At 70.8% G+C, this 23,054-nt stretch carries 22 protein-coding genes and 1 pseudogene; 12 read left to right on the top strand and 11 right to left on the bottom strand.

Annotation, left to right across the window (positions count from 1 at the left end; translation table 11 throughout):
* Positions 1 to 17 precede the first annotated feature (17 nt).
* The 5 genes from Asi02nite_RS16100 (at position 18) to Asi02nite_RS16080 (ending at position 4,871) form a co-directional block, all read left to right on the top strand.
* Positions 18 to 497 carry a helix-turn-helix domain-containing protein gene (locus tag Asi02nite_RS16100; protein ID WP_203713730.1) on the top strand — a complete coding sequence of 160 codons (480 nt, stop codon included), beginning with the start codon at positions 18 to 20 and terminating at the stop codon, positions 495 to 497.
* A gap of 73 nt (positions 498 to 570) precedes the next feature.
* Complete coding sequence (locus tag Asi02nite_RS16095) at positions 571 to 951, top strand: hypothetical protein (protein ID WP_203713728.1); 381 nt, start codon at positions 571 to 573, stop codon at positions 949 to 951.
* A 9-nt stretch (positions 952 to 960) separates the two neighbouring features.
* Positions 961 to 1,221: a YciI family protein gene (locus tag Asi02nite_RS16090; RefSeq protein ID WP_203713726.1), complete on the top strand. Its 261-nt coding sequence runs from the start codon at positions 961 to 963 to the stop codon at positions 1,219 to 1,221.
* 57 nt (positions 1,222 to 1,278) lie between these two features.
* Positions 1,279 to 1,665 carry a toll/interleukin-1 receptor domain-containing protein gene (locus Asi02nite_RS16085; protein WP_203713724.1) on the top strand — a complete coding sequence of 129 codons (387 nt, stop codon included), beginning with the start codon at positions 1,279 to 1,281 and terminating at the stop codon, positions 1,663 to 1,665.
* Positions 1,662 to 4,871 carry an NACHT domain-containing protein gene (locus Asi02nite_RS16080; RefSeq protein WP_203713723.1) on the top strand — a complete coding sequence of 1,070 codons (3,210 nt, stop codon included), beginning with the start codon at positions 1,662 to 1,664 and terminating at the stop codon, positions 4,869 to 4,871. The genes Asi02nite_RS16085 and Asi02nite_RS16080 overlap by 4 nt, the downstream gene beginning before the upstream one ends.
* On the opposite strand, the gene Asi02nite_RS16075 is transcribed toward Asi02nite_RS16080, so the two are convergent.
* Complete coding sequence (locus Asi02nite_RS16075) at positions 4,859 to 5,227, bottom strand: PH domain-containing protein (protein WP_203713722.1); 369 nt, start codon at positions 5,225 to 5,227, stop codon at positions 4,859 to 4,861. The two genes, Asi02nite_RS16080 and Asi02nite_RS16075, sit on opposite strands and share 13 nt — an antisense overlap.
* A gap of 45 nt (positions 5,228 to 5,272) precedes the next feature.
* Here Asi02nite_RS16075 and Asi02nite_RS16070 point away from each other — a divergent pair, with 45 nt between their 5' ends.
* Positions 5,273 to 6,031 carry an SDR family NAD(P)-dependent oxidoreductase gene (locus Asi02nite_RS16070; protein ID WP_203713721.1) on the top strand — a complete coding sequence of 253 codons (759 nt, stop codon included), beginning with the start codon at positions 5,273 to 5,275 and terminating at the stop codon, positions 6,029 to 6,031.
* On the opposite strand, the gene Asi02nite_RS16065 is transcribed toward Asi02nite_RS16070, so the two are convergent.
* Together Asi02nite_RS16065 and Asi02nite_RS16060 are read right to left on the bottom strand one after the other, a co-directional pair.
* On the bottom strand, positions 6,003 to 6,200 hold the full coding sequence (locus tag Asi02nite_RS16065) for a hypothetical protein (RefSeq protein WP_203713720.1): 198 nt from the start codon (positions 6,198 to 6,200) through the stop codon (positions 6,003 to 6,005). The genes Asi02nite_RS16070 and Asi02nite_RS16065 overlap by 29 nt on opposite strands.
* Positions 6,201 to 6,207: 7 nt before the next feature.
* Positions 6,208 to 6,519 carry a 4a-hydroxytetrahydrobiopterin dehydratase gene (locus tag Asi02nite_RS16060; RefSeq protein ID WP_203713826.1) on the bottom strand — a complete coding sequence of 104 codons (312 nt, stop codon included), beginning with the start codon at positions 6,517 to 6,519 and terminating at the stop codon, positions 6,208 to 6,210.
* Between the two features lie 180 nt (positions 6,520 to 6,699).
* Between Asi02nite_RS16060 and Asi02nite_RS16055 the strand changes: the two genes are divergently transcribed.
* Positions 6,700 to 7,137 carry a (deoxy)nucleoside triphosphate pyrophosphohydrolase gene (locus tag Asi02nite_RS16055; RefSeq protein ID WP_239126750.1) on the top strand — a complete coding sequence of 146 codons (438 nt, stop codon included), beginning with the start codon at positions 6,700 to 6,702 and terminating at the stop codon, positions 7,135 to 7,137.
* Between the two features lie 357 nt (positions 7,138 to 7,494).
* Here the strand turns inward: Asi02nite_RS16055 and Asi02nite_RS16050 are convergent.
* The 6 genes and pseudogenes from Asi02nite_RS16050 to Asi02nite_RS16025 all read right to left on the bottom strand — a co-directional run.
* Positions 7,495 to 8,251: pseudogene (locus tag Asi02nite_RS16050) on the bottom strand (succinate dehydrogenase/fumarate reductase iron-sulfur subunit); the annotation flags it as partial.
* On the bottom strand, positions 8,251 to 10,161 hold the full coding sequence (locus Asi02nite_RS16045; protein WP_203713718.1) for a fumarate reductase/succinate dehydrogenase flavoprotein subunit: 1,911 nt from the start codon (positions 10,159 to 10,161) through the stop codon (positions 8,251 to 8,253). The gene Asi02nite_RS16045 and the pseudogene Asi02nite_RS16050, both read right to left, overlap by 1 nt.
* A gap of 10 nt (positions 10,162 to 10,171) precedes the next feature.
* Positions 10,172 to 10,975 (bottom strand): succinate dehydrogenase subunit SdhC, encoded by an 804-nt coding sequence (sdhC, locus tag Asi02nite_RS16040; RefSeq protein WP_203713717.1) that lies wholly within the window; start codon positions 10,973 to 10,975, stop codon positions 10,172 to 10,174.
* Between the two features lie 118 nt (positions 10,976 to 11,093).
* Entirely contained in the window at positions 11,094 to 11,561 is a 468-nt protein-coding gene (locus Asi02nite_RS16035; protein WP_203713716.1) for a hypothetical protein, read from the bottom strand.
* Between the two features lie 181 nt (positions 11,562 to 11,742).
* Positions 11,743 to 13,125, bottom strand: coding sequence for a TldD/PmbA family protein (locus tag Asi02nite_RS16030; protein ID WP_203713714.1), 1,383 nt, complete (start codon positions 13,123 to 13,125; stop codon positions 11,743 to 11,745).
* Positions 13,125 to 14,552 (bottom strand): TldD/PmbA family protein, encoded by a 1,428-nt coding sequence (locus tag Asi02nite_RS16025; RefSeq protein ID WP_203713712.1) that lies wholly within the window; start codon positions 14,550 to 14,552, stop codon positions 13,125 to 13,127. The genes Asi02nite_RS16030 and Asi02nite_RS16025 overlap by 1 nt, the downstream gene beginning before the upstream one ends.
* A 251-nt stretch (positions 14,553 to 14,803) precedes the next feature.
* On the opposite strand from Asi02nite_RS16025, the gene Asi02nite_RS16020 reads away from it, so the two are divergent.
* The 3 genes from Asi02nite_RS16020 (at position 14,804) to Asi02nite_RS16010 (ending at position 18,715) form a co-directional block, all read left to right on the top strand.
* The gene (locus Asi02nite_RS16020; RefSeq protein WP_203713710.1) at positions 14,804 to 15,820 is read left to right on the top strand and encodes an ABC transporter permease; all 1,017 of its coding nucleotides are present in this window, start codon (positions 14,804 to 14,806) and stop codon (positions 15,818 to 15,820) included.
* 9 nt (positions 15,821 to 15,829) lie between these two features.
* Complete coding sequence (locus Asi02nite_RS16015) at positions 15,830 to 16,825, top strand: ABC transporter permease (RefSeq protein ID WP_203713708.1); 996 nt, start codon at positions 15,830 to 15,832, stop codon at positions 16,823 to 16,825.
* Between the two features lie 126 nt (positions 16,826 to 16,951).
* Positions 16,952 to 18,715, top strand: a complete 1,764-nt coding sequence (locus tag Asi02nite_RS16010) for an ABC transporter substrate-binding protein (RefSeq protein WP_203713706.1) — start codon at positions 16,952 to 16,954, stop codon at positions 18,713 to 18,715.
* A gap of 46 nt (positions 18,716 to 18,761) precedes the next feature.
* Here the strand turns inward: Asi02nite_RS16010 and Asi02nite_RS16005 are convergent, their stop codons facing one another.
* The gene (locus Asi02nite_RS16005; RefSeq protein WP_203713704.1) at positions 18,762 to 19,565 is read right to left on the bottom strand and encodes an Fpg/Nei family DNA glycosylase; all 804 of its coding nucleotides are present in this window, start codon (positions 19,563 to 19,565) and stop codon (positions 18,762 to 18,764) included.
* Positions 19,566 to 19,568: 3 nt separating this feature from the next.
* Positions 19,569 to 21,554, bottom strand: a complete 1,986-nt coding sequence (locus tag Asi02nite_RS16000; protein WP_203713702.1) for a S9 family peptidase — start codon at positions 21,552 to 21,554, stop codon at positions 19,569 to 19,571.
* A 77-nt stretch (positions 21,555 to 21,631) separates the two neighbouring features.
* On the opposite strand from Asi02nite_RS16000, the gene mshB reads away from it, so the two are divergent.
* Positions 21,632 to 22,525 (top strand): N-acetyl-1-D-myo-inositol-2-amino-2-deoxy-alpha-D-glucopyranoside deacetylase, encoded by an 894-nt coding sequence (gene mshB / locus Asi02nite_RS15995; RefSeq protein WP_203713700.1) that lies wholly within the window; start codon positions 21,632 to 21,634, stop codon positions 22,523 to 22,525.
* Between the two features lie 5 nt (positions 22,526 to 22,530).
* Positions 22,531 to 23,010, top strand: a complete 480-nt coding sequence (locus Asi02nite_RS15990; protein ID WP_203713699.1) for a hypothetical protein — start codon at positions 22,531 to 22,533, stop codon at positions 23,008 to 23,010.
* Positions 23,011 to 23,054: the final 44 nt, after the last annotated feature.

The following is a 23,054-nucleotide window of genomic DNA, read 5'->3' as shown; positions in this document are numbered from 1 at the left end:
CGCGTTCCGCGGACATCATGGCCGAATCCGTCGACAAGGACCTGAACGAGTTGCTCACCCTGCTCCGGGCGACCTACCGCCGCGCGCAGGAGCCCTCGTTGCGGGAGATCTCGCGACTGTGCCAGCGGCGCATCTCGCCGTCCACGATCAGCCGCATCTTCAACGCCAGCAAGCCGCCGAAGTGGCGCAACCTGGAGACCCTGCTGGACGCCCTCGGCGTCGACCCGGACGATCTCGAGCAGATCTGGTACCCGCTCTGGGCCAAGGCGCAGAACAAGGTCAACCCGATCGAGCCCGGTGACCGGCCGGTCGGGCGCCTGCACCCGCGGCAGGCAGACAAGATCTGCGAGGAGTGCGGCGCGCTGATCGGCGACGCCGGGAAACACCGGGCCTATCACGCCTCGAACCGGCCGACCGGGCACGTCGAGCGCGGCCTGCGGGCCATCGTGCAGCCGGGCCGGCGTACGCAACCCCGGGTGCCCGCCCGGACGCGCTAGTTCAAGTCCACCGGCCCGGGAGCGGCACGATCCCGGACGCTCCCGGGCCGGTCTCCACCTGGAGTTGATAGACGTGACGACCATCCTCATGGACCTGCGACCCGCCACCGTCCCCGCTCCGGCCGAGGTCTGGCGGAGCATCTGGGACATCACGGTGACCTGGCGCGCCGGCTGCGACTCACGGCTCGTCGTCGACGACCCGGCGAAGCTGGCGACGGTGGTGCTGCGCTGCTCGACCGACCCGCGCGTGGTCGGCTACCGCTACGACCGGCACGACCTGCTCGACATGGCCGCGAGCCCGGCGACCTGCTTCGGCTGCGGAGAGCCGTACGCCCTGGCCCGCCCCCGCCACTGGTGGCGCCCCTGCGACTGCGGCGGCCACCACGTCTACGAGTGCGCGGCCTGCGCACACCGGCAGACGTACCCGGAGGTCGTGCCGACCTGCGGGATCTAGGATGTGCTCATGTTCCTGCTCGAGCTCTCCTTCGACGGCAACCCGGAGCGCCTGGACCACCGGCCCGCACACCGGGAGCTGGTGGCCGGGCTCAACGAGCGAGGGCTGGTCGCGATGGCCGGTCCCTACGCCGACGAGTCGGGCGCGCTGCTCATCTTCGACGTCGCCACCGAGGCGGAGTTCGAGGAACTGATCGCCGCCGACCCCTACTACCGCGCCCCGGGCGTCACGATCGCCGCCAAGCGGAAGTGGAACCTGGTCGTCCGTTGACCCGATCAGGGTGACCAGCGGTACCGCTCACGGTACTCGCGTCGCTACCATGCGCCGATGGCCGTCGTATTCGTCAGCCACCGTGTGGCCGACGCCGCCCTCGCCGAGAAGCTGGCCGACGACATCCGCGCCGCCGGGCACGACGTCCGGCTGGACGAGACCGACCTGGCGGTCGGTGACTCCATCGTGGAGTGGATGAACGCGGGCCTGAGCGCCGCGGACTACGTCGTGCTCTGCTACTCCACCCACGGCGTCGAGTCGCCCTGGATCACCCGGGAGTGGGCGTCCGCGCTGGCGCGGCAGCTCCAGGGCGCGGGGGTCAGGTTGCTGCCGGTGGTGCTCACCGGCGGTGACGCGCCCGCGATCCTGGCCGACCTCAAGACCGCCGACCTCACCCGCGACCGGGCGGCCGGCGTGGCGCGGTTGCTGCGAGCCATCCGGTGAGCGTCACCGTCCTGATCGCGCACGCCCACGGTGAGGAGGACCTGGCCGAGGAGCTCGCCGGCCCGATCCGGGCGGCCGGCTACGAGGTGCACCACGGCGGCACCGTCCTGGTCGGCGACTCCCTCGTGGAGGAGGCGCAGCAGCTCCTCAACGCGGGCGCGCCGGTGGTGCTGTGCGGCACGATCAAAGCCGTCGGCACGTCCTGGGCGCGCCGCGTGGTCAACGCCGCCCGCGCGGCGAGCCGGCAGAACCGCGTCTTCGTCGTCCAGATGGAGGAGGACGCGGACACCGACTCGATCAGCCTCGACGGCCGGGTCGCCGCCTGGTGGCGCAACCAGGCGCGGGCGGGGGCCGAGCTCGTCGTCGCGCTGGCCCGTTATTTCCCGCTCGACCAGCGGGCCGCCGATCGCGGCGTGGCCGCCACCGCGGAGGACCGCTACCGCGCCCTGGCGCTCGAGGCGTGTGACCTCGTCGACCTCGCCAACCTGCCGGAGACCGACCGGCACATCGCGCTGCGGCAGCTCGAGCTGCGGCGGCTGTACGTGGCGCTGCGGGTGCGCCCGCTTCCGGCGAAGTCGCTCGGCGACACCCTCGAGCAGCTCGAACCGGCCGGTGCGCGGGAGCCGGGCGACGGTGCGCGCATGCCCGTCGGCCGGCAGCTCGGCGACGCGCGGCGGGTGGTCGTGCTCGGCGACCCGGGTTCGGGCAAGAGCACGCTGCTGCGCTGGATCGCCACCGCCTACCTGTTGCGCCTCGCCGAGGATCCGGACTGGCGTGCGCTGCCCGACGTCGGCACGCTGCCGGACGTCGATCTGCTCCCGGTGCTGATCCGGTGCCGGGACCTGCGCCCGGAGTCCGTCGGAGGCGCCTTCGACGACATCCTCGACGTCGTCCTGCGGCAGCAGGAGATGGCCGAGACGGAGCGGGTCGCGCTCCGTGGGCTGGTCCGTGAACGGCTGACGGAGGGCACCGCGCTCCTGCTCGTCGACGGGCTCGACGAGATCACCGACCCGGGTCTGCGCATCCGGTTGTGCCGACAGATCGAGCGGGTCGCGGCCGCGTACCCGCGCGCGTCGATCGTCGCGACCTGCCGGATCGTCGGCTACCGCGAGATGGACTACCGCATCGGCCGCGGGTTCGCGCACGTGTTGGTGGACGCGTTGGAGCCGGCCGACAAGGACGACTTCGCCGCCCGCTGGTGCGCGCTGGTCGAGCCGCCCGACCGCCGGGCCACCGCGACCGCCGAGTTGATCCGCGACGTGCACAGCACCCCGCAGATCGAGGCGCTGACGGCGAACCCGATGCTGCTCACCACCATGGCGCTGGTGAAGCGCAAGATCGGCAAGTTGCCCAGCCGCCGGGCCGACCTCTACTGGGAGGCCGTGCAGGTGTTGCTCAACTGGCGCCGGGAGGTCGATCTGCCGCTGGACCCGCGGGAGGCGATGCCTCAGCTCGAGTACCTCGCCCACGCGATGTGCGCGGCCGGCGTCCAACGGCTGCGGGAGGACGAGGTGCTCGACCTCCTCACCGCGATGCGGGCGGAGTTCCCGCAGGTGCACTCCGCGCGCAACCACGAGCCGAAGAAGTTCCTCGAGCTGGTCGAGGCGCGCACCGGCCTGCTGGTCGAGTCCGGCGAGGTGCGACACAAGGGCAGGCCGGTCCCGGTGTTCGAGTTCCGCCACCTGACGTTCCAGGAATACCTGGCGGCCCGGGCCCTGGTCGAGGGCCACCACCACGGCCATGACCCGACGTCGTCGCTGGCCGACGCGGTGGTGCCCCTCGTGGTCTCCGACGGCCCCGAGTCGACGGGCGCCAGTTGGCACGAGCCTGTCCAGCTCTGCGTCGCGAGCTGCAACGACGCGGACGCCGAGGAGATCCTGCGTGAGTTGCTCTCCCACGGCGGCGACCGCCTGGTCGGGCTGACCCTGCGGTGCCTGGCCGACGAGCCGAACGTGAGCGGGCGGATCCTCGACCAGGCACTCGAGGCGTGGCGGGAGAGCAGCAGCTACTTCGGCGACGAGACGGCCGACCTGCTGCGGAGCCGTTGGCGGGGCGACGCGGTGCGGTTCGTCGTCGAACGGTGCGACGGGAGCGTCCGAAGCGACTCCAGGCTCGTCTGGAAGCTGCTCGGCCCTCGGACGCAGTCCCCGAGGTCGTCCGGGACCGACGCCGCGGGCCTGCGACGCAGGCTGCGTTCGACCGACCTGAGCGACGCGTTGACGGCCGCCTTCGAGATCATGCAACGCGGTGCCAACGACGACATGCAGGACCTCGCGGAGGACTTCGGCGGTCTGACGGAGGACCTGGTGGCCCTCACGCACGAGCGGCGGCCGTTGCCGATGACGGCGGTCTGGGCGCTGGCCTGGATCCACCGCAAGGACGGGCCACACCGCGTGCCGACGGTCGTGGCCCGCCGTTGCGCCGACCTGTTGCGGACGGACCCGATCGACCCGGAGGTGGCCCGCTTCGTGCTCTGGCTGGCCCGTGGTGAATGTGGCTTCGGGGATCCCGCGGACCTGGATGCCGTCCAGGCGGCCATGCTCGACTGGCTGAGCCGCGCGGAACCAGCCATGGCCGTCTACGCGCTGACCGAGTCCGACTGGCGCCGGCTTCCGGTGCGGACGAAGATCACCGAGATCGCCGCCCGGTCCACCGACCCTGGTGTCCGCGCGGCGGGCGCGCGCATCGTCGAGGTACGGGAGTTCGACGAGTTGACCGACCTGGCGGCCTGGCTCGGTCGCGAGTCGGACCCGGACGTCTGGGCCACCGCGATCGCTTCCCTGGCGAGAGTCGAATGGTCCGCCGCGGGCTTCGCCGGGCATCGCGACGTCATCCGCCCGGTCCTGGCTGACTTCGTGCCGCGCACGGAGGAGCACGGCATCCATGCCGATCTTATTTCGGCGGAACTCGGAGACCCGCGCGCACACGAGCGGCTCCGAGACCGCCTGCGAAACCAGGGCATCGACGCGGCCGGGCGGCGGCGGGTGCTGTCCGTGATCGCGGACTGCCGCTTCGACAAGATCGACCGACGCCTGGTCGGCGATCAATGGTCACAGGTCGCCCACGATCCGGCCGCGGTGATCGCGACAACCGATGTCGCCGAGCACGCGAAGCGCCTGGAACTCACGGAAGACGAGGTGCGCGGCCGGTACGCCCGCCTCGCGCAGCGGTGGGGTCTGCGGTTGGAGTGGGCTCAGGAGATGTAGTGCAGCACCACGTTGTGGACGTGGTGGGCCTTGTCGGAGCCGCGGAACTCCACCTCGTAGGTGTGTGTGCCCACGTGGATCGCGATCGAGCCCGTCGAGAAGAACGAGCCGCCCCAGGACTTGTTGCTGACCACGCTGACGCTGGTGATCTTCGCGTACGGGATGCTCGTGATCGCGACCTTCTTGCCCACGAAGCTCTTGTCCTGCACGATCACCCGGCGGTTCGTGACGCCGATGAAGCCCGTGCCCGTGCCGATCGCGTCGTAGACCGCGATCACCTCCTCGCCCTGCAGCAGTCCACTCTCGATCTGGCGAAGCTGCTCTTTGCGGTCGTACTTGGCGTTCGTGGCGGTCATGAATCTCACGTTAAGGACCACCGTCAAGGCTGGCATGCTGTCGCCATGAGTCTGCGTGGCGTGGTGGCGTTGGTGACGGGCGGTTCGCGGGGCATCGGGCGGGCGGCGGCGCGCCAGTTGGCGGCGGGCGGGGCCACGGTCGTCGTGCACTACGTCAGCGACAAGGCCGCCGCGCAGGACACAGTGGACAGTCTCGGGCCCGGCGGGCACGAGTCGCGGCAGGCCGACCTCAAGGATCCCGCGCAGGCCAGGGATCTGGTCGACCAGGTCGTGGCCGCGCACGGCGGCATCGGGGTGCTGGTCAACAACGCCGGGATGTACGCGCGGCACGCGGTCACCGAAACCTCGTACGAGCAGTGGCAGGACGTCTGGCGGCGGACGCTGGACACCAACCTCCTCGGGCCCGCCAACCTCATCCACGCCGTGGTGCCGCACATGATCGCGGCCGGCGGCGGTCGCATCGTCAACGTGACGTCGCGCGGCGCGTTCCGCGGCGAGCCCGCCCATCCGGCCTACGGGGCCAGCAAGGCCGGGCTCAACAGCCTGAGCCAGTCGATGGCCAAGGCGCTCGGCCCGCACAACATCTTCGTCACCGCGATCGCGCCCGGGTTCGTCGACACCGACATGGCGGCGCCCTACGTCAACGGGCCGCGCGGCGAGGAGATCCGCAACGAGACCGCCATCGGGCGGATCGCGGACGCCGACGAGGTCGGCCGGCTCGTCGCGTTCCTGGCGACCCCGGGCACCGAGTCGATGACCGGCGCGATCATCGACATCAACGGCGCTTCCTACCTGCGTACGTGACGAGCACGGCGGCCACCAACGCGCAGAGGCAGCCGCAGAGCAGCGAGGTGCCCACGGCGGAGTCGTTGGCTTCGTAACCGTCGGTGAGCAGGTAGGGCCAGAGCGCGCCGGAAACGCAACCGAGGGCAGTGGCGGCGAACACCCACAGCAGCGAACGGCGGTGGGTCACCGGGCGGCTACTCCTCGTTGAGGACGAGGCGGTAGGCGTCTTCGATGCGGGCCGCGAGGGTCACTTCGCGCTCCGTGATCGACACGCCGTCGGCGGCCGCGAGCTTGACCTGTGTGTAACCATCTAGGCGACGGATCTCAGCCCGGAGGTGGAGGGCGTCGGCGCAGACCTTCACTCGTTCGGTGAGGTCGCTGTGCTGCGAGTTGTCGAGCAGAAACAACCGTTTGAGCTGCTTGTCCTCGCGGGTCCAGCCGGCCAGCAGGGCGAGCGCGTCGGAGAGGTAGTCGCCTCGACTCCGCCCGTTCCACAGGGCTCGCATCCACACCTCCCAGGCGTCGTTGCCGGCTTGTGGCCAAATCGTCGCCATCTCGTCATGGTTCGGTGCCCTCAGTCTTTCGCTGACCGGCCCCCGTGTCCACGCCCACATTTCCCCCTTGTGGTGACCTAGGGGACGGCTCCGACACCCGAAACGGCAATTCGTCTGGCACGCTGGTTGGTCGTGCACGCCGAACGTCCGAGCCTGTCCGACGGCCGGGGGACTCATGCCCTCCGCGTCATCGTCGGTGCCGCCATCGTTGCTGAGCGTAAAGTTCTGGCCTGTGCTCGGGCACATCCTCCCGAATTAGCCGGCATGTGGGAGTTCCCCGGCGGAAAGGTCGAGCCGGGCGAGTCCGAGACCGGGGCACTCGTGCGGGAATGCCTGGAAGAACTGGGTGTGCGAATCGCGGTCGGTGATCGCATCGGCGACGATATCCCGCTGGGCCACCGCCGTACCGTATTGAAGATTTTCGCCGCACGACTGGTTGACGCGCAGCCGCGGGCGTTGGAGCATGCCGCCCTGCGCTGGCTGGCCGCCGACGAGCTCGACGACGTGCCCTGGCTGCCGGCCGACGCCCCGATCGTGGCAGCGCTCCGCGCCGGCCCCTGGCTCCGCTGACGCCGGAACAACGGAAAGGCCCCCGGCCGAAGCCGGGGGCCTTCACGAGAAGACCAGATCAGTCCTGGTCGGGGTGCGCGTAGTTCAGGTTGCGCGGCGGCATCGGGAACTCCACGTCGTCGCCGAACGGCGACGCGGCACCCGAGCGGTCGAAGGCGGCCTCGCTGACCCCCAGGCGGCCGTTGGCCCCTACCGCGGGCAGCTGCGCCGGCGCCAGCTGCCGGTGCCAGTTGACGCCTCGCTCCACTTCCTGCTCCTCCGTGCGCTCGTGTGCGTCCGGCAAGTCCTCACCCCTCATGACAGGTCCCGCCGGGTTGACCAGCGAGTGCCGCTCGCCGGCCTGGGACAGTTCGTCGTCACCCGGGTGCCGCCGGAAGATCTTGCTGCCCAGCCACACCAGCGGATCGTACTTACGGTCCACCACGCGCTCCTTCATGGGAATGATCGCGTTGTCGGTGATCTTGATGTGCTCAGGGCACACCTCGGTGCAGCACTTGGTGATGTTGCAGTATCCGAGACCCTGATGCTGCTGAGCGTACGTCTTCCGGTCGTCCTGCGCGTCGAGTGGATGCATATCCAGCTCCGCGGCGCGGATGAAGTAGCGCGGACCCGAGAACGCCTTCTTGTTCTCGTCGTGGTCGCGGACCACGTGGCAGGTGTTCTGGCACAGGAAGCACTCGATGCACTTCCGGAACTCCTGTGAGCGCTCGACGTCGACCTGCTGCATCCGGTAGTCGCCGGGCGCGACACCGACCGGCGGCGCGAACGCCGGGGTCTCACGGGCCTTCTCGTAGTTGAACGAGACGTCCGTGACCAGGTCCCGGATCACCGGGAACGTCCGCAGCGGCGTGACCGTGATCGTCTCGTCCTCGGTGAAGGTCGACATCCGGGTCATGCAGCCCAGCCGCGGCATGCCGTTGATCTCCATAGAGCACGAGCCGCACTTGCCGGCCTTGCAGTTCCACCGGCAGGCGAGGTCGGGCGCCTCGGTGGCCTGCAGGCGGTGGATGATGTCGAGGACGACCTCGCCCTCGTTCACCTCGACCTGGTAGTCCTGCAGGTCGCCGCCGGTCTCGTCACCCCGCCAGACCTTGAATTGGCGCTTCGTTCCCATTACTTACCCGCTCCCTCGGCCAGCGCGTCGAAGTCCGCCAGCTCTTCCTCGGTCAGGTACTTCGCCAGCTCGGCCCGGTCGAAGAGCTGGACCAGCTCCGCCCGGATCTTCGGCAGCGGCTTGTGCTCCAGCCGCACCTTGTCGCCGTCGAGCGAGCACACGAGGTTGACCGTCCGCCACTTCGGGGACATCGCGGGGAAGTCCTCGCGGGTGTGGCCACCCCGCGACTCCGCCCGCTCCAGCGCCGCCTTCGCGGTGCACTCCGAGACCACCAGCATGTTGCGCAGGTCGAGCGCCAGGTGCCAGCCCGGGTTGTAGCGGCGACCGCCGGCCGCGCTCACCTTCGCCACCCGCTCGCGCAGCTCGGCGAGCTTGCTGATGGCGTCCTCGAGCTCACCCTGGCGCCGGATGATGCCGACCAGGTCGCCCATCACGGCCTGCAGATCCTGCTGCAACGTGTACGGGTTCTCGCCGGTGTCCCGGGACAGCGGGGCGAGCGCCGTGTCGACGGCCGCCTCCACCGCGCCGGCCGGCACCGCGGGTCGCTTCTCCATGCCGTCGACGTAGCGGGCCGCGAACTCACCCGCGCGCTTGCCGAACACCAGCAGGTCGGAGAGCGAGTTGCCGCCGAGCCGGTTGGAGCCGTGCATGCCGCCGGACACCTCGCCGGCCGCGAACAGGCCCTGCACGTGGCCCATCGCCGCGCCGGAGTCGGGGTCGACCTCGACGCCGCCCATCACGTAGTGGCAGGTCGGGCCGATCTCCATCGGCTCCTTGGTGATGTCGACGTCGGCCAGCTCCTTGAACTGGTGGTACATCGACGGGAGGCGCTTGGTGATGTAATCCGCGGAGCGGCGCGACGCGATGTCGAGGTAGATGCCGCCGGCCGGGGTGCCGCGACCCTCCTTGACCTCGTTGTTGATCGCGCGGGCGACCTCGTCACGGGGCAGCAGCTCCGGCGGGCGCCGGTTGTTGTCCGGGTCGGTGTACCAGCGGTCCGCCTCCTCCTCGGTCTCCGCGTACTGCTTGCGGAAGACGTCGGGGACGTACTCGAACATGAACCGCTTGCCCTCGGAGTTCTTGAGGACGCCGCCGTCGCCGCGGACCGACTCGGTGACCAGGATGCCCTTGACCGAGGGCGGCCAGACCATGCCGGTCGGGTGGAACTGCAGGAACTCCATGTTGATCAGCGTCGCGCCGGCCCGCAGGGCGAGCGCGTGGCCGTCACCGGTGTATTCCCAGGAGTTCGAGGTGACCTTGTAGGAGCGGCCGACGCCGCCCGTCGCCAGCACCACCGCGGGTGCCTGCAGCAGCAGGAACTCGCCCGACTCGCGGTAGTAGCCGAACGCGCCGGCCACCTTGTCGCCGTCGAGCAGCAACTCGGTGATCGTGGTCTCGGCGAACACCCGGATCCGGGCGTCGTAGTCGCCGAACTCCTTCTTGTCCTCCTGCTGCAGCGAGACGATCTTCTGCTGCAGCGTGCGGATCAGCTCGAGACCGGTGCGGTCGCCGACGTGCGCGAGGCGCGGGTATTCATGCCCGCCGAAGTTGCGCTGCGAGATCTTGCCGTCCGGCGTGCGGTCGAACAGCGCGCCGTAGGTCTCCAGCTCCCAGATTCGCTGCGGCGCCTCCTTGGCGTGCAGCTCGGCCATCCGGAAGTTGTTGAGGAACTTCCCGCCGCGCATGGTGTCGCGGAAGTGGACCTGCCAGTTGTCGCGCGCGTTCGCGTTGCCCATCGCCGCGGCGGCGCCGCCCTCGGCCATCACCGTGTGGGCCTTGCCGAACAGCGACTTGGAGATGATGGCGACCCGCTTGCCGGCCAGCCGTGCCTCGATCGCCGCCCGCAGGCCGGCGCCGCCGGCGCCGATCACGACGACGTCGTAGTGGTGTCGTTCGATTCGCTCAGTCATGTCAGTCGCCTCAGTTGATGAACCGCACGTCGCCGAACCAGTCCGCCGAGACCGCCATGATGTAGAAGTCCGTGATGGCGAGCGTCGCGAGAGTGATCCAGGCCAGCTGCATGTGCCGGGTGTTCAGCTTGGACACGAACGTCCAGAAGCGGTAACGCACCGGGTGCTTGGAGAAGTGCTTCAGCCGCCCGCCGGCGATGTGCCGGCACGAGTGGCAGGAGAGCGTATAGGCCCAGAGCATGACCACATTCGCGATAAGAATGAGGTTGCCGAGCCCGAAGCCGAATCCCTCGGGGCTGTGGAACGCCTTGATGGCATCCCACGTGTTGATGACCGAGATGATGCCGGCGGCGTAGAACGCGTACCGGTGGGCGTTCTGGAAAATCAGCGGGAAGCGCGTCTCGCCGGAGTAGGTCTTGTGCCCGTCGGGCACCGCGCAGGCCGGCGGGGAAAGCCAGAACGAGCGGTAGTACGCCTTGCGGTAGTAGTAGCACGTCAGCCGGAAGAGCAGCAGGAACGGCAGCGTGAGGGCTGCCTCCGGGATGATCCACCAACTCGGCAGGAAGGTGCCGAACTCCGCCGCTTCGCCGCACCTGTCGGTCAGACACGGTGAATAGAACGGCGTCAGGTAGTGGTATTCCTCCACGAAGAACCACTTGTGCATGTAGACCCGGACGGTCGCGTAGGCGATCCAGGCGCTCAGCCCGATCACGGTGATGAGGGGCGCGAGCCACCATCGGTCCGTACGCAACGTCCGAGCCGAAATCGAGGCGCGCGCCTGCGCCCCGACCGGCCTCGTCGCCGTTGTCGTCATGAAGTCTCCCGCAAGGTTCTTTAGGCCGCTGGCGGCGCGTGACGGTGCACACGTTACGCCGATGGAAACAAGCGACTCGCAGAGGTGCCAGCGGGTGTGATCAATCCGGTGTACGGCGCTACAGATCCGGTGCCGCGAGTCGACGGACTGCTGCGGCGCACTGGTCGTGCCGACCGCTCAACCGTTGCGCGACCGCGTCGCCGCGCTCGTCGACCGGTGCGACGAAGAAGGCCGGCGCGCCGCTCGCGACCTGCCGGTCGAGTGCGTCCGCGTAGGCCGTGCGGGCCGTGACGAGTTGGGTCCAGCGGCGGGCGAGGCGCTCGTCGCCGGCCCGGCCGAGGTCGTCGAGGAACGGCACGAGGGCCGCGTTCTCGTCGCGGATCGCGCGGGCGCGTTCGCGCGGGTTGGCCGCGGCGCCGGGCGGCGCCAACCGGTTGAGCCGCACCTCGAGCGCCGCGCAGGAGTCGCTGACGCGCACCCTGTCGCGACCGTCGTCGTCGGCCGCGTCGGCGACCTGGACGACGCCGGCCACCGCGAAACCGCAGGCCGCGACCAGGACCACGGCCCCGGCAACGATCCCGGCCACGACAAATCGGCGCTTACGCCGTTTGTCCACATTATCCGTTTCTGTCGGGCTGGAGGATTCGGTCTCCGGATCAACGGCGGGCGCATCGTTCCAGCCGGTCGCGACCGGCTGGGTCGCCGGCTCGTCGTCGTCGGGCGACCTCGGGTACGGCGGGGGTGGCGGGGTCGTCATACAGACGAATCTATCCCGAGGCGCCGCCGGTGAAGTTCCACGAGGCGAGCCGCAGCGACGGGCCGGTGAAGCCGAAGATGTCCCAACTGTCGGCCGGCGTGATCGCGTTGCCGCCGATGCCGAGCACCGCGCCCGGCCCCAGCGCCAGCGGGTAGGACTGGGTGAACCGGAAGTTGCGTACCGGCCGGGTGATCTCGCCGTCCTCCACGAGCCAGACCCCGTTGCGGGTCAGCCCGGTGACCACCAGCGTCTTGGGGTCGAGCACCCGGGTGTACCAGAAGTCGCTGACCAGCAGGCCACGCTCCATCGTGGACACCAGCGCCGCCGTGTGCCCGTCGGCCACCGGCCCGGCGACCGCCGCACTCGGCGCGCTCTCGTCGGGCAGCAACCGCAGGTTGGCCGCCAGCGGGCCGAAGGAACTGCCGCCCGGCCAGGCGTGCCCGGTCGACGCGGCGCCCGCCTCGGCCGCCGAGCGCCGGTCGTGCGCGACCGCCGTCGTGATGCCGTCGCCGACGAAGGTGACGGCGCGCTTGGGCGTGCCCTCGCCGTCGAACGGCACGCCGAAGCCGGCCGTCGCGGTCACGTCGTCGACGATCGTCACGGCCGGGTCGAACTGGGCGGCGCCGATCTCGGCGAACGACTGGCGCTCGTTGTGCAGCTTGCCGTTGAAGCCGTAGAACGCGAAGTTGGCCAGCAGGTCGGCCACCGCGGTCGGCTCGAGCACGACCTCGTAGCGGCCCGGCGGCAACTCGACCGCGTCGGCGCCGGCCCGCGCCTTGAGCGCGGCCCGCCCGCCCAGCACGGCGCCGTCGATGTCGGCGAGCCGGCGCGAGCCGAGTCGCGCGACGCCGTCGGCGCCGGGCACGCGGGCGATGCCGTCCATCGCCGCCTCCGCCGCGCGGCCGGCGACGGCCTGCCCCGCGCTGTTGGCGAACGCGCCCGACCAGTGCACGGTGCGGCAGTAGCCCGCCGTCTCCAGGCCCGCGGCCGCGTCGACGAACGCCCGGACGCGCAGAGCACGCTCGTCGGGGCCGGCCTGCGCGGTGGCCTCGTCCCAGGCATCGTCGCCGCTCAGCGCCGCCGGCGGCGCGAGCCCGGGCCAGCCGGGGTCGGCGGGCGTCAGCGCGGCCGCGGCGATGGTCCGCTCGACCAGCGCGGTCAGCCCGGCCTCGTCGACCACGGTGGTCGAGCCGCCCGCGGTGCGGCCGTCGACGTGCACGCGCAGCCGGACGCCGGTCGTGGCGTCGGCGACGTTCTGGTGGATCCCGGAGTTGGCGAACCGGGTGAGGGCCAGGGCGGTGTGGTCCACCAGCACCTCGGCCTGGGCGGCGCTGCCCGCCAGGCGGCGGACCAGGTCGACGACCCGGCCCGCGAGGTCGAGCTCCGCCGACATCAGCCCGTCACCCCCACCCGTACGCCGGTGAACCGCGCGGCGGCCGCCGGATGGCCCGTGTGGCCGGTCTGACCAGGTTGGCCCTTGCCGCAGTTCGGAATGCCCCAGTCGGTCACCTCCGACGAGAGCATGTCCATCGACTGCCAGAACGTCGGGCCGATCCCGGTGTAGGTCGGGTTGCGCAGCATCCGGCCGCGCTTGCCGTTCTTGACCTCCCAGCCGATCTCACAGCCGAACTGGAAGTTGAGCCGCCGGTCGTCGATCGACCAGGAACGGTTGGTCTCCATCAGGATCCCGTCGTCGGTCGCGGCGATGATCTCGTCGAGCGTGTGCGGGCCCGGGGTCAGCCCGACGTTGGTCATCCGCACCATCGGCAGCCGGGCCCAGCCGTCGGAGCGGACGCTGCCCGCGTAGTCGAGCCCGGCCACGGACGCCGAGTCGCGCCCGGCGAGCACGCCGACCCAGACGCCCTCGCGGACGGCGTAGCGCATGGCGGCCGGCGTGCCCTCGTCGTCGAAGCCGAAGCTGCCGAGCGCGCCGGGGATCGTCGGGTCGATGGTGATGTTCATCAGCGGCGAGCCGTACCGCATGTTGCCGAGCTTGCGCACGTCGAGCCAGGAGGTGCCGGCGTAGGCCGCCTCCCAGCCGAGGATCCGGTCGAGCTCGATCGCGTGCCCCACCGACTCGTGGATCTGCAACGCCATCTGCTCGCTGCCCAGGATCAGCGTGGTCTCGCCGGCCGGGCAGGGTGGCGCGGTCAGCAGCTCGCGCGACTCGGTCGCCACCCGGGCCGCGTTGCCCGGCAGGTCGAGCCCGGTGACGAGCTCCCAGCCGCGGGTGCCGTACTGGTTGCCGTAGGAGCGCCGCTGCGACTCGCCCTCGCCGATCGACGTGGCGGTGATGCCGCCCCCGCACTCGCGGAACCGTTGGTCGACGCGGTGGCCCTCGCTGGAGACGAACCACTTGGCGGTGTCCCAGACGCGGTAGTGGCTCTCGGCGACGTCGGCGCCGTGCTCGCGCATCGTGGTGGTGAGACCGACGAGCAGCGCGGCCTTCTCCGACAGCGGCACGCCCAACGGGTCGACCTCGCACGGCGACGACCACGAGCCCGACGCGGGTGGCAACGGGATGAGGCCGGTCGCCGGGCCGGGCACGGTGGCGCTGGCCGCGGCGATCTTCGCGGCCCGGGTGCCGGCCGCGCGGGCGGCGGCGTCGGAGATGTCCGGAACGGCGTAGAAGCCCCAACCGGAACCGACCAGGGCGCGTACGCCGACGCCGGCGTCCTCGTCCTGGTTGAGCTCTTCGATCTCGCCGTTGCGGGCCGACATGGACTCGGTGCGGCGATGCATCACCCGAGCGTCCGCGTAGCGCGCCCCGGCGTCGAGAGCGGCCTGGACCGCTGCTGCGGCCGCGTCGAAATGGGTCACCCGGATGACCTTAACCGCGCGGTCCCCGCTCGTCATGCGCCTGCGCCGCTCCCAGCGACAGGTCACGATTCCGTCGCGAGCGCGAACCCAGGGCGGCGCATAAGGCGTCCTCGATGCAGAGTCGTTACCGCCGACCCGGCTGACAGTTCGCAAGCTGTAGCTTACTTTCAGCGCCAACGGTCGGATGCAACTTCCTTTCGCGTTCGAAGCGTTCACTGCACAGTGCACGACCCCGAAGGGAGGTGACCGCCATGACCGATGGCGCCACCGGGCCGGTCGGTCTCGCGGTCGCGACGCCCGAGGAACCCGGCGGTGACCGGCCCGCGGCCACCGCCAAGGACTTCGTCGGCCGGTCGCCCGGGCAGCTCGCCTGGCTGCGGCTCAAGCGTGACCGCACCGCCTGGGCCAGCGGCATCGCGCTGGCGGTCTTCGCGCTGACGGCCCTCGGCGCGCCGCTGATCGAACGGCTCTACGGCAAGGGCCCCCTCGACCGCTTCACCGACAAGCTCGACCGCAACGGCAACCCGCTCGGCTATCTCGGCGGCATCAGCGCCGAGCACTGGCTCGGCGTGCAGCCCCGGCTCGGCCGCGACGTCTTCATCCAGATCGTCTACGGCATGCGCACGTCGCTGATCGTGGCGCTCTCCGCCGCGCTGCTGACCATCGTGCTCGGCGTGGTCATCGGCATCGTCGCGGGCTATCTCGGCGGCAAGGTCGACGCGGTGCTGAGCTGGCTGACCGACCTGACGCTGGCGTTCCCGTTCTACATCTTCTGCTTCGCGTTCGTGCCGATCGCGGTCGCCCAACGCTACGGCCCCACCGACCAGGAGGCGTCCTGGTTCCGGCCGGTCCTCCTGATCATCGTGTTCGTGCTGTTCAACTGGACCTACAGCGCCCGGTTGGTCCGCGGCCAGGTGCTCACCCTGCGCGAGCGGGAGTTCGTCGAGGCGGCCCGCGCGTCCGGCGCCCGTACCCCGCACGTGCTGTTCAAGCAGTTGCTGCCCAACCTCTGGGCGCCGATCCTGGTGACCTTCTCGCTCAACGTGCCGGCGCTGATCACCGCCGAGGCGGCCCTGTCGTTCCTGGGCATCGGCATCCTCGAGCCCACGCCCGACCTGGGCCGGCTCATCTCGGACAGCGTCAACTACATCCGCGACGACCCGGCCTTCACGCTGACCGGCGGCATCACGCTGTTCGCCCTGGTCCTGGCGTTCAACCTGTTCGGCGACTCGCTGCGCGACGCCCTCGACCCCAAGTCCGACCGGTAGGAGGCGTCGATGCTGCGGTTCTTCCTCAAGAAGGCGCTCCTCGCGGTCGCCACGCTGTTCACGGTCAGCGTGCTGACGTTCGGGCTGTTCTTCGCGGTGCCCAACAACCCGGCCGAGTTGATGTGCGGCAACCGCAAGACCTGCTCGGCCGAGCAGCAGGCCAGCATCGAACGGCGGATGGGCCTCGACACACCGGTCGTCCAGCAGTACGCCGACTTCATGGCCGGCATCGTCAAGGGGCGCACCTTCGGCGAGGGTGACGCGGCCCGGCACTGCCCGGCGCCGTGCCTGGGCTACTCGTTCCGCAACGACGAGCCCGTCACCGACATCATCGGCCGCACGCTGCCGGTGACACTGTCCATCGTGTTCGGTGCCGCGGTGGTCTGGCTGCTGATCGGCGTATCGGTCGGCATGGTCTCCGCCCTGCGCAAGGGCACGATCTTCGACCGGGGCGCGGTCGGTTTCTCGCTGACCGGCGCCTCGATGCCGATCCTGCTGTTCGGCCCGCTCTTGTTGATCATCTTCGTGTACGAGACGGGCCTGCTCGGCTATCCGAGCTACGTGCCCATCACCGAGAACCCCGTCAAGTGGGCGGCGGCGATGCTGCTGCCCTGGCTGGCCCTCGGCTTCATCAACTCGGCGAGCTACGCGCGGCTGGCCCGCGCGCAGATGTTGGAAACCCTGTCCGAGGACTTCGTGCGCACCGCACGGGCCAAGGGCATGACCAAAATGCGGGTGTACGGGCGACACGCGTTGCGCGCGGCGATCACGCCGATCGTCACCATCGCGGGCCTCGACCTGGGCACCTATCTCGGCGGCACGGTGGTGACCGAGACCATCTTCGGCTTCACCGGGCTGGGCAAGGCATCGCTCAACGCGGCCATCAACCTCGATATGCCGCTGGTGATGGCGACGGTGCTGCTCGCCGCGTTGTTCATCGTGGCGGCCAACCTCGTCGTCGACGTCCTCTACTCGTTCATCGACCCGAGAGTTCGTCTCGCGTAAGCCCACGGGCGCGTGTCGGTGTGGGCCGTGCCGACACGCGCCCGTGACCTGAAAGAAATGTTCGTTCTACAGGCTCATGTCGGAGGATTTCTGCAAGTCCTCCGTGGGATTAGGGAGGAGTGACCGATGCGCTCACCACGGGCGTTGCGGCGCGCGACCGCCGCCACCGGCGCCGCGCTGCTGTTGGCGGCGTCGCTGGCCGCCTGTTCCAAGAACACCGGCGAATCCGCGGAGGAGGGCGGTGAGGTCGTCTCGCGAACCGGAGCGATCTCGACCGACCCCAAGGAGTCGCAGGGGCCCGCGCCCGAGGTGCAGGGCGCGACCCGCGGCGGCACGCTGAAGATCATCCAGCAGTCCGACTTCGAGCACACCGACCCGCAGCGGACCTACACCGTCAACGCGATGGCGATCCAGCACCTGCTGGTCCGCAACCTCACCCAGTTCCGTGAGGACGGCAAGGGCAAGCTCACGCTGGTCGGCGACCTGGCCGAGGACCCGGGCAAGGACGTCAACGGCGACTGCAAGACCTGGGAGTACACGCTCAAGAAGGGCGTGAAGTACGAGGACGGCAGCGAGGTCAAGGCCGCCGACGTGGCCTACGGCATCGCCCGGTCGTACGAGGAGTCGATCGACGGCGGCCCGACCTACGTGCAGGAGTGGCTCGCCGACAACCCGGAATACAACGCCACCTACAAGGGCCCCTACACCTCGGGCAGCACCACGGTGCCGGGCCTGACCGTCAACGGTGACTACGGGCTCAAGTTCGAGTTCAAGAACCCGCACTGCGACCTGCCGTTCGCGCTGAGCATGGGCACGTCGGCGCCGCTGCCGCAGGCCAAGGACACGAAGCTCGAGTACGACCGGCGGATCTTCTCGTCCGGCCCGTACAAGATCAAGGAATACACCAAGGACAGCAAGATGGTGTTGGAGCGGAACCCGAACTGGGACCCCAACACCGACCCGATCCGGCACAACTACCTCGACGGCGTCGAGGTCGAGATCGGCCCGGACGACGCCGCGCAGACCGAGCGCGCCATCGCGGGCGGTGCCGACGCCAACGCGATCGCCTACGACAACGTGCCGCAGTCGCTGGTCAGCAAGGTGCAGGGCGACCCCGCCCTGAAGGAGCGGACGATCGACACGCCGAGCCTGTTCGTCTACTACCTGGCGATCAACAACCAGAAGATCACGGACATGAACGTCCGGAAGGCGATCGGCTGTGCGCTCGACAAGCAGGGCATCCTGCTGACCCAGGGTGGCGACGCGGCCGGCCGGCTGACCAACAACCTGCAGGCCGACACCACGATCGGCTACCAGGAGATCGCCGACCCGACCGGCTGCGGCCCGACCGGCAACCCGGAGAAGGCCAAGGAGATGCTGGGCGGCAAGAAGATCAAGCTCGCCTTCATGTCCCGTGACAGCGCGTTCGGCCAGCAGACGGCGCCGGTCGTCAAGGACAGCCTGGAGAAGGCCGGCTTCGAGGTCGTCGTCTCCTACATCGCGGCCGCGAACCACAACCCGACCGCGCGGACCAAGGCCAACCCGTACGACATCTACATCAGCAACTGGGGTGCGGACTGGCCGAGCGGCGCGTCCACGATCCCGGTGCTGTACGACGGTCGCAAGATCGGCCCGCTGGGCAACTCCAACGTGTCGTACTTCAACGGTGACGACGTCAACGCCGAGATCGACAAGGCCTCCGCGCTGCCGGCCGGCGAGGCGGGCGACGACTGGTCCAACATCGAGAAGACGATCGTGGAGAAGTACTACCCGGTGGTCCCGATCTACCAGAACAAGACCTTCCTGGTCATGGGCGACAAGGTCGGCGGGGTCTTCCACTCCGACTCGATCGGCACGACGGTCTACTACAACGCCTACATCAAGCAGTAGCCGCGGGTGAGTGACGAGGGGCTCCCGATCCCCGGGGGCCCCTCGTTCACCGTCTCTGGTCGACCGGGCAGAACCAGGTGGTGCGGCCGCCGTAGACGCCGTGCTCGCTGGGCGAGCCGTCCCGCGGGCAGCGGCCGTCCGGGCCACGCAGCTTCAGGCTGCCCAGCGTGTGCACGCCGCCGTCCCGCACCGAGGTGCGGATCGCGTACCGGGTCGCCCGCAGCAGCGCGCTCACGTCGTCCGTGGTCAACTCGTCGACCGGCCGACCCGGGTGCACCTTCGCCCGCCAGAGGATGTCGTCGGCGAGCAGGTTGCCGATGCCGGCGACCGCGTGCTGGTCGAGCAGGCGGGCCTTGACCGGCGCCGTGCCGCGGCCGAGCATCGCGCGGAACTGCTCCGGCGTGATCGCCGTGGCGTCCGGCCCCAACTCCTCGATCGGCGGGTCCAGCCGGATCCGGCCGAGCCGGCGCGGGTCGACCAGCATCAGCCGGCCGCCGTCCGCGAAGGTGAGCGCGAACCGGGCGTACCGGTAGTCGCCCGCCGCCCGCCCCCGCTCCCAGTAGTCGCCGCCGTCGACCTCGGTGCCGTCGGCGTCCGCGACGACGATCTTGCCGGACATGCCGAGGTGGATGCCGAGGACCGGCCCGTCCTCGGACGTCTCGCACCACATGCTCTTGCCGCGCCGGTGCGCGACGGTCAGCTCGCGGTCGACCAGCGCGGCGCGGATCTGCCCCGGCGGATGCGGCCGGCACACCCACGTGTCGTGGTCGTCCACGTCCACGATCCGCCGGTGCAACCCGGCCCGCGCGATCACCGTGCGGGCGTTCTCGACTTCGGGTAGCTCGGGCACCCCTCAGACGCTACGGCGCAGGAAGTCGCGTTCGGCCGGGAGGCGGCGGGCCGGGTCGGCCTCGTGGAGCAGTTCGTGCGGGCGGTCGGTGCGGGTCAGCACCGTCGAGAGCCGGGCCACCTCGGCCGCCTCCACCGGGTCGGCGGGGTCGGCGACGATCAGCAGCGGGCTGACCGGGGACCTGCCCGGCGGCTCGGCGGCCGCCTCCAGCAGCGAGTGGTGCGCGTAGATCTCCGGGCCGTCGACCGGCTGCCCGAGGTAGCGCTCGGCGTAGGCCGTGCCGCACTGGGCCCAGTCGACGATCGGGCCCTCGGCGACCGCGCACCGGAACACCTCGGGGCGGCGCAGCACCGCCAGCGCGGCGAGCCACCCGCCGAACCGCCGGCCGCGCACCGCGACCCGGGTGAGGTCCAGGTCGGGGTGCTTGCCGCTGAGCGCCCCGAGGGCGTCGGCCTGGTCGGTGAGCATCACGTCGGCGAGCCGGCGGTGCACCACCTTCTCGAACGACGGGGCGACGCCGGGCGTGCCCCGGTTGTCGACGGTCACCACCGCGAAGCCGTTGTCGGCCCACCACTGCCGCTCGATCCAGGCGGCCCGCTCGGCGCGCACCTCCTGGTGCCCCGGCCCGCCGTCGATGTCGAGCAGCACCGGCAGCCGGCGACCGTCGACGTGCCCGGTCGGATAGACCACCGCTGCCGGCAGCCGCCGGTCGGTGACCCGCTCCAGCGCGGGCCGCGGCGCCGCCGCCGGCTCGGCCGAGAGCATCTCGAGCTTGGCCACCTGGGCGTCGCCCTGCCAGACCGTCCAGCGGGTGCCCGTGTGCTCCAGCGACCGGGCGCCGATGACCAGCACGTCGCCGCCGACGGCTCCCGTGTGCCACCCGGGCGCGGTGGTCAGCCGGCGCGACTCGACGCCGCCACCGCCGATCGCCGTGCGTACCCGGAAGAGGTGTTGCTCGCTCGGCTCGCCGTCACTGGCCTCGACCAGCAGGTCGGGGGAGCCGCCCGGACCGGGCATCCGGCCGACCACCCGGCGCAGATAGAGCGAGGGCGGGGTGAGCAGCGTCCCGTCGGCGAACAGGCAGCGCGCGTCGTAGCCGTCGTGGGCCAGTTCCCCGCCGACCAGCACCCGGCCGTCGGGCAGGTGGCAGGGCGTGCCGGCGACCGGCTCGACCCAGCGCGGGTCGGCCAGCTCGGCGTGCACCTGGGTCTCCCCGGTCCGCGGGTCGACCGCCAGCACCAGGCCGTGTTGCTGCATCCGGCGCAGCACGGTGATCAGCGGGCCGCCCTCGACCCAGTCGACGGCGACCAGGTAGGGATAGGTCTCCCGGTCCCAGTGCACGTCGACCCAGCCACCGTCGAGATCCAGCAGGTGCAGGCTGACCTCCGCGTTGACGCCGCCTGCCCGGGGCGTGCGGACATCCTCGCCGGGGGTCACGCGGGCGTCGTCGACGCGGGTCGCGAGCAGGGTCTGGCCGTCGGGTGACCACCAGTAGCCGCGGCGGCGGTCGAAGTCCCGCCGGGCCACCTCCTCAGCCCGGCCCCAGCTCACGTGGGTGCCCTCGCCGGCCAGCAGCACGTCGGCGCCGTCCGGCTCGATCACCCGCAGCTCGCCGGCCGGGCTCAGGTAGGCGATCCGGGTGCCCGTCGGGTCCGGCCGCGCGTCGGCGACCGGGCCGTTCGCGGCGACGTCGCTGACCGCGCCGGTGCGCAGGTCGACCCGGCGCAGCCGGCCGTCCGTGACCAGCGCCGCGACCCGGGCCTGCGGGTCTGCCGCGTACGCGTCGATCGGCCCCTCGGCGACCAGCCGCTCGACCGCCTCGCCGCCACCCGCACGGGGTAGGTCGAGCGTCCAGAGCGAGTCGGTGGGATCCTCCGGGCCGGCGGAGCGCAGGAACAGCACCCGTGCGCCGTCGGCTGCCACGGTGACCTGGTGCGGCGCGCCGCGGGTGAACAGCGAAGTCCGCGCGGCCAGCTCGGGAAACTCCACATCCGGATCGTATGGGGTCGAAGAGGCTGGTGAGAGTCGTTCCGGGAGGCCGCCGTCGACGCGCGTAGAGTGGCCCGGTGGCTCGACGACTACTGCTGGTGCACGCCCATCCGGACGACGAGTCCATCAGCACCGGCGCGACCATGGCGCAATATGCCGCGCAGGGCGCCGAGGTCACGCTGGTGACCTGCACGCTGGGCGAGGAGGGCGAGATCTACGTCCCCGAGCTGGCGCTGCTGGCCGCGGCGGAGGCCGACCAGCTCGGCGGCTACCGCATCGCGGAGCTGCGGGCCGCCTGTGCGGCGCTCGGCGTCGGCAACGTCCGCTTCCTCGGTGGGGCGGGCCGCTACCGCGACTCCGGGATGATGGGCATGCCCACCAACGACAACCCGCGCGCGTTCTGGCAGGCCGATCTCGACGAGGCCGCCGGCTACCTGGTCGAGGTGATGCGGGAGACCCGGCCCCAGGTCATGATCACGTACGACGCGCACGGCTTCTACGGTCACCCTGACCACATCCAGGCCCACCGGGTCGCGATGCGGGCGGCCGAGCTGGCCCGGGCCGAGGGTGTCGGGCCCGAGAAAATCTACTGGACCGCGCTGCCCAAGAGCGTGCTCGAGGCGGGCCTGCACGCCTTCGCCGACACCGTCGGCAACCCGTTCGAGGGCGTGGAGAGCGTCGACGACTTCCCGTTCGGCACGCCCGACGCGGAGATCGCCGCCCGGATCGACGCCACCGACCTGCACGACGCGAAGGTCGCCGCGCTCAAGGCGCACGCCACCCAGATCCCCGAGGCGTCCTGGCTGTACGCGCTGGCGGGCGACTTCGGCAACGAGTTCATGGGCGTCGAGTACTTCACGCTCGCGGCCGGCGAGCGCGGCCCGGGCGACGGGCCCAACGGCTGGGAAGCCGACCTGTTCGCCGGCCTCGCGGTCGACGAGCCCGCGCCGGCGGAGGCCGGTTCGAGGTGAGCGCCGTGCCGAGCCCGACCGACCAGCTTCCGCCGCCGCCCGAGCCGCCCGCGGAGCCGCCCGCCGAACAGGCTCCCGAGCCTCGCCCGAGCCGCGACCGCGGTGTCGTGGCCGTGCTGCTGACCACCGCCGGCGTGCTGTTCACGGTGCTGCTGTCGGTGCTCTCCGCCGTCCTCGAGCTGCTGTTGATCAGCGTGCGGATCGGCGGGACCCTGATCGGCGTCTCGGCCGTGCTGGCGCTGGCCGGCAACCTGTTCATCGGCTGGTTCGCCTACCGGTCCACCAAGCGCCGGCTGACCGTCCTGCCGGCGGCCCTGATCTGGCTCGCGATCACCCTCCTGGCCGCCGGTCGGACTACAGAGGGTGACTATCTGATCGCAGCGGATAACTGGGTCGGCTGGGCGATGATCGGCGCCGGATCGCTGGGCTGGACCATCGTCGGCATCCGCCTTGTCTCTTCTCCACCTGCGAAAACGCTGTACTGAGGCGGCTGCCCACCGGGCAACCGGGTAGGTGAGCGGCGCCACGC

The sequence above is a fragment of the Asanoa siamensis genome (genome assembly GCF_016862555.1).
Taxonomy (GTDB): Bacteria; Actinomycetota; Actinomycetes; order Mycobacteriales; family Micromonosporaceae; genus Asanoa; species Asanoa siamensis.
Note: the sequence above shows the minus strand (reverse complement) of the source record. Positions and strands in the feature narration are given on the sequence as shown.

Coding starts and splice junctions, on each gene's coding strand:
- Asi02nite_RS16100 (WP_203713730.1), top strand. CDS start 18: ATGGCCGAATCCGTCGACAAGGACCTGAACGAGTTGCTCACCCTGCTC.
- Asi02nite_RS16090 (WP_203713726.1), top strand. CDS start 961: ATGTTCCTGCTCGAGCTCTCCTTCGACGGCAACCCGGAGCGCCTGGAC.
- Asi02nite_RS16085 (WP_203713724.1), top strand. CDS start 1,279: ATGGCCGTCGTATTCGTCAGCCACCGTGTGGCCGACGCCGCCCTCGCC.
- Asi02nite_RS16075 (WP_203713722.1), bottom strand. CDS start 5,227: ATGACCGCCACGAACGCCAAGTACGACCGCAAAGAGCAGCTTCGCCAG.
- Asi02nite_RS16070 (WP_203713721.1), top strand. CDS start 5,273: ATGAGTCTGCGTGGCGTGGTGGCGTTGGTGACGGGCGGTTCGCGGGGC.
- Asi02nite_RS16060 (WP_203713826.1), bottom strand. CDS start 6,519: ATGCGAGCCCTGTGGAACGGGCGGAGTCGAGGCGACTACCTCTCCGAC.
- Asi02nite_RS16045 (WP_203713718.1), bottom strand. CDS start 10,161: ATGACTGAGCGAATCGAACGACACCACTACGACGTCGTCGTGATCGGC.
- sdhC (WP_203713717.1), bottom strand. CDS start 10,975: ATGACGACAACGGCGACGAGGCCGGTCGGGGCGCAGGCGCGCGCCTCG.
- Asi02nite_RS16030 (WP_203713714.1), bottom strand. CDS start 13,125: ATGTCGGCGGAGCTCGACCTCGCGGGCCGGGTCGTCGACCTGGTCCGC.
- Asi02nite_RS16020 (WP_203713710.1), top strand. CDS start 14,804: ATGACCGATGGCGCCACCGGGCCGGTCGGTCTCGCGGTCGCGACGCCC.
- Asi02nite_RS16015 (WP_203713708.1), top strand. CDS start 15,830: ATGCTGCGGTTCTTCCTCAAGAAGGCGCTCCTCGCGGTCGCCACGCTG.
- Asi02nite_RS16010 (WP_203713706.1), top strand. CDS start 16,952: ATGCGCTCACCACGGGCGTTGCGGCGCGCGACCGCCGCCACCGGCGCC.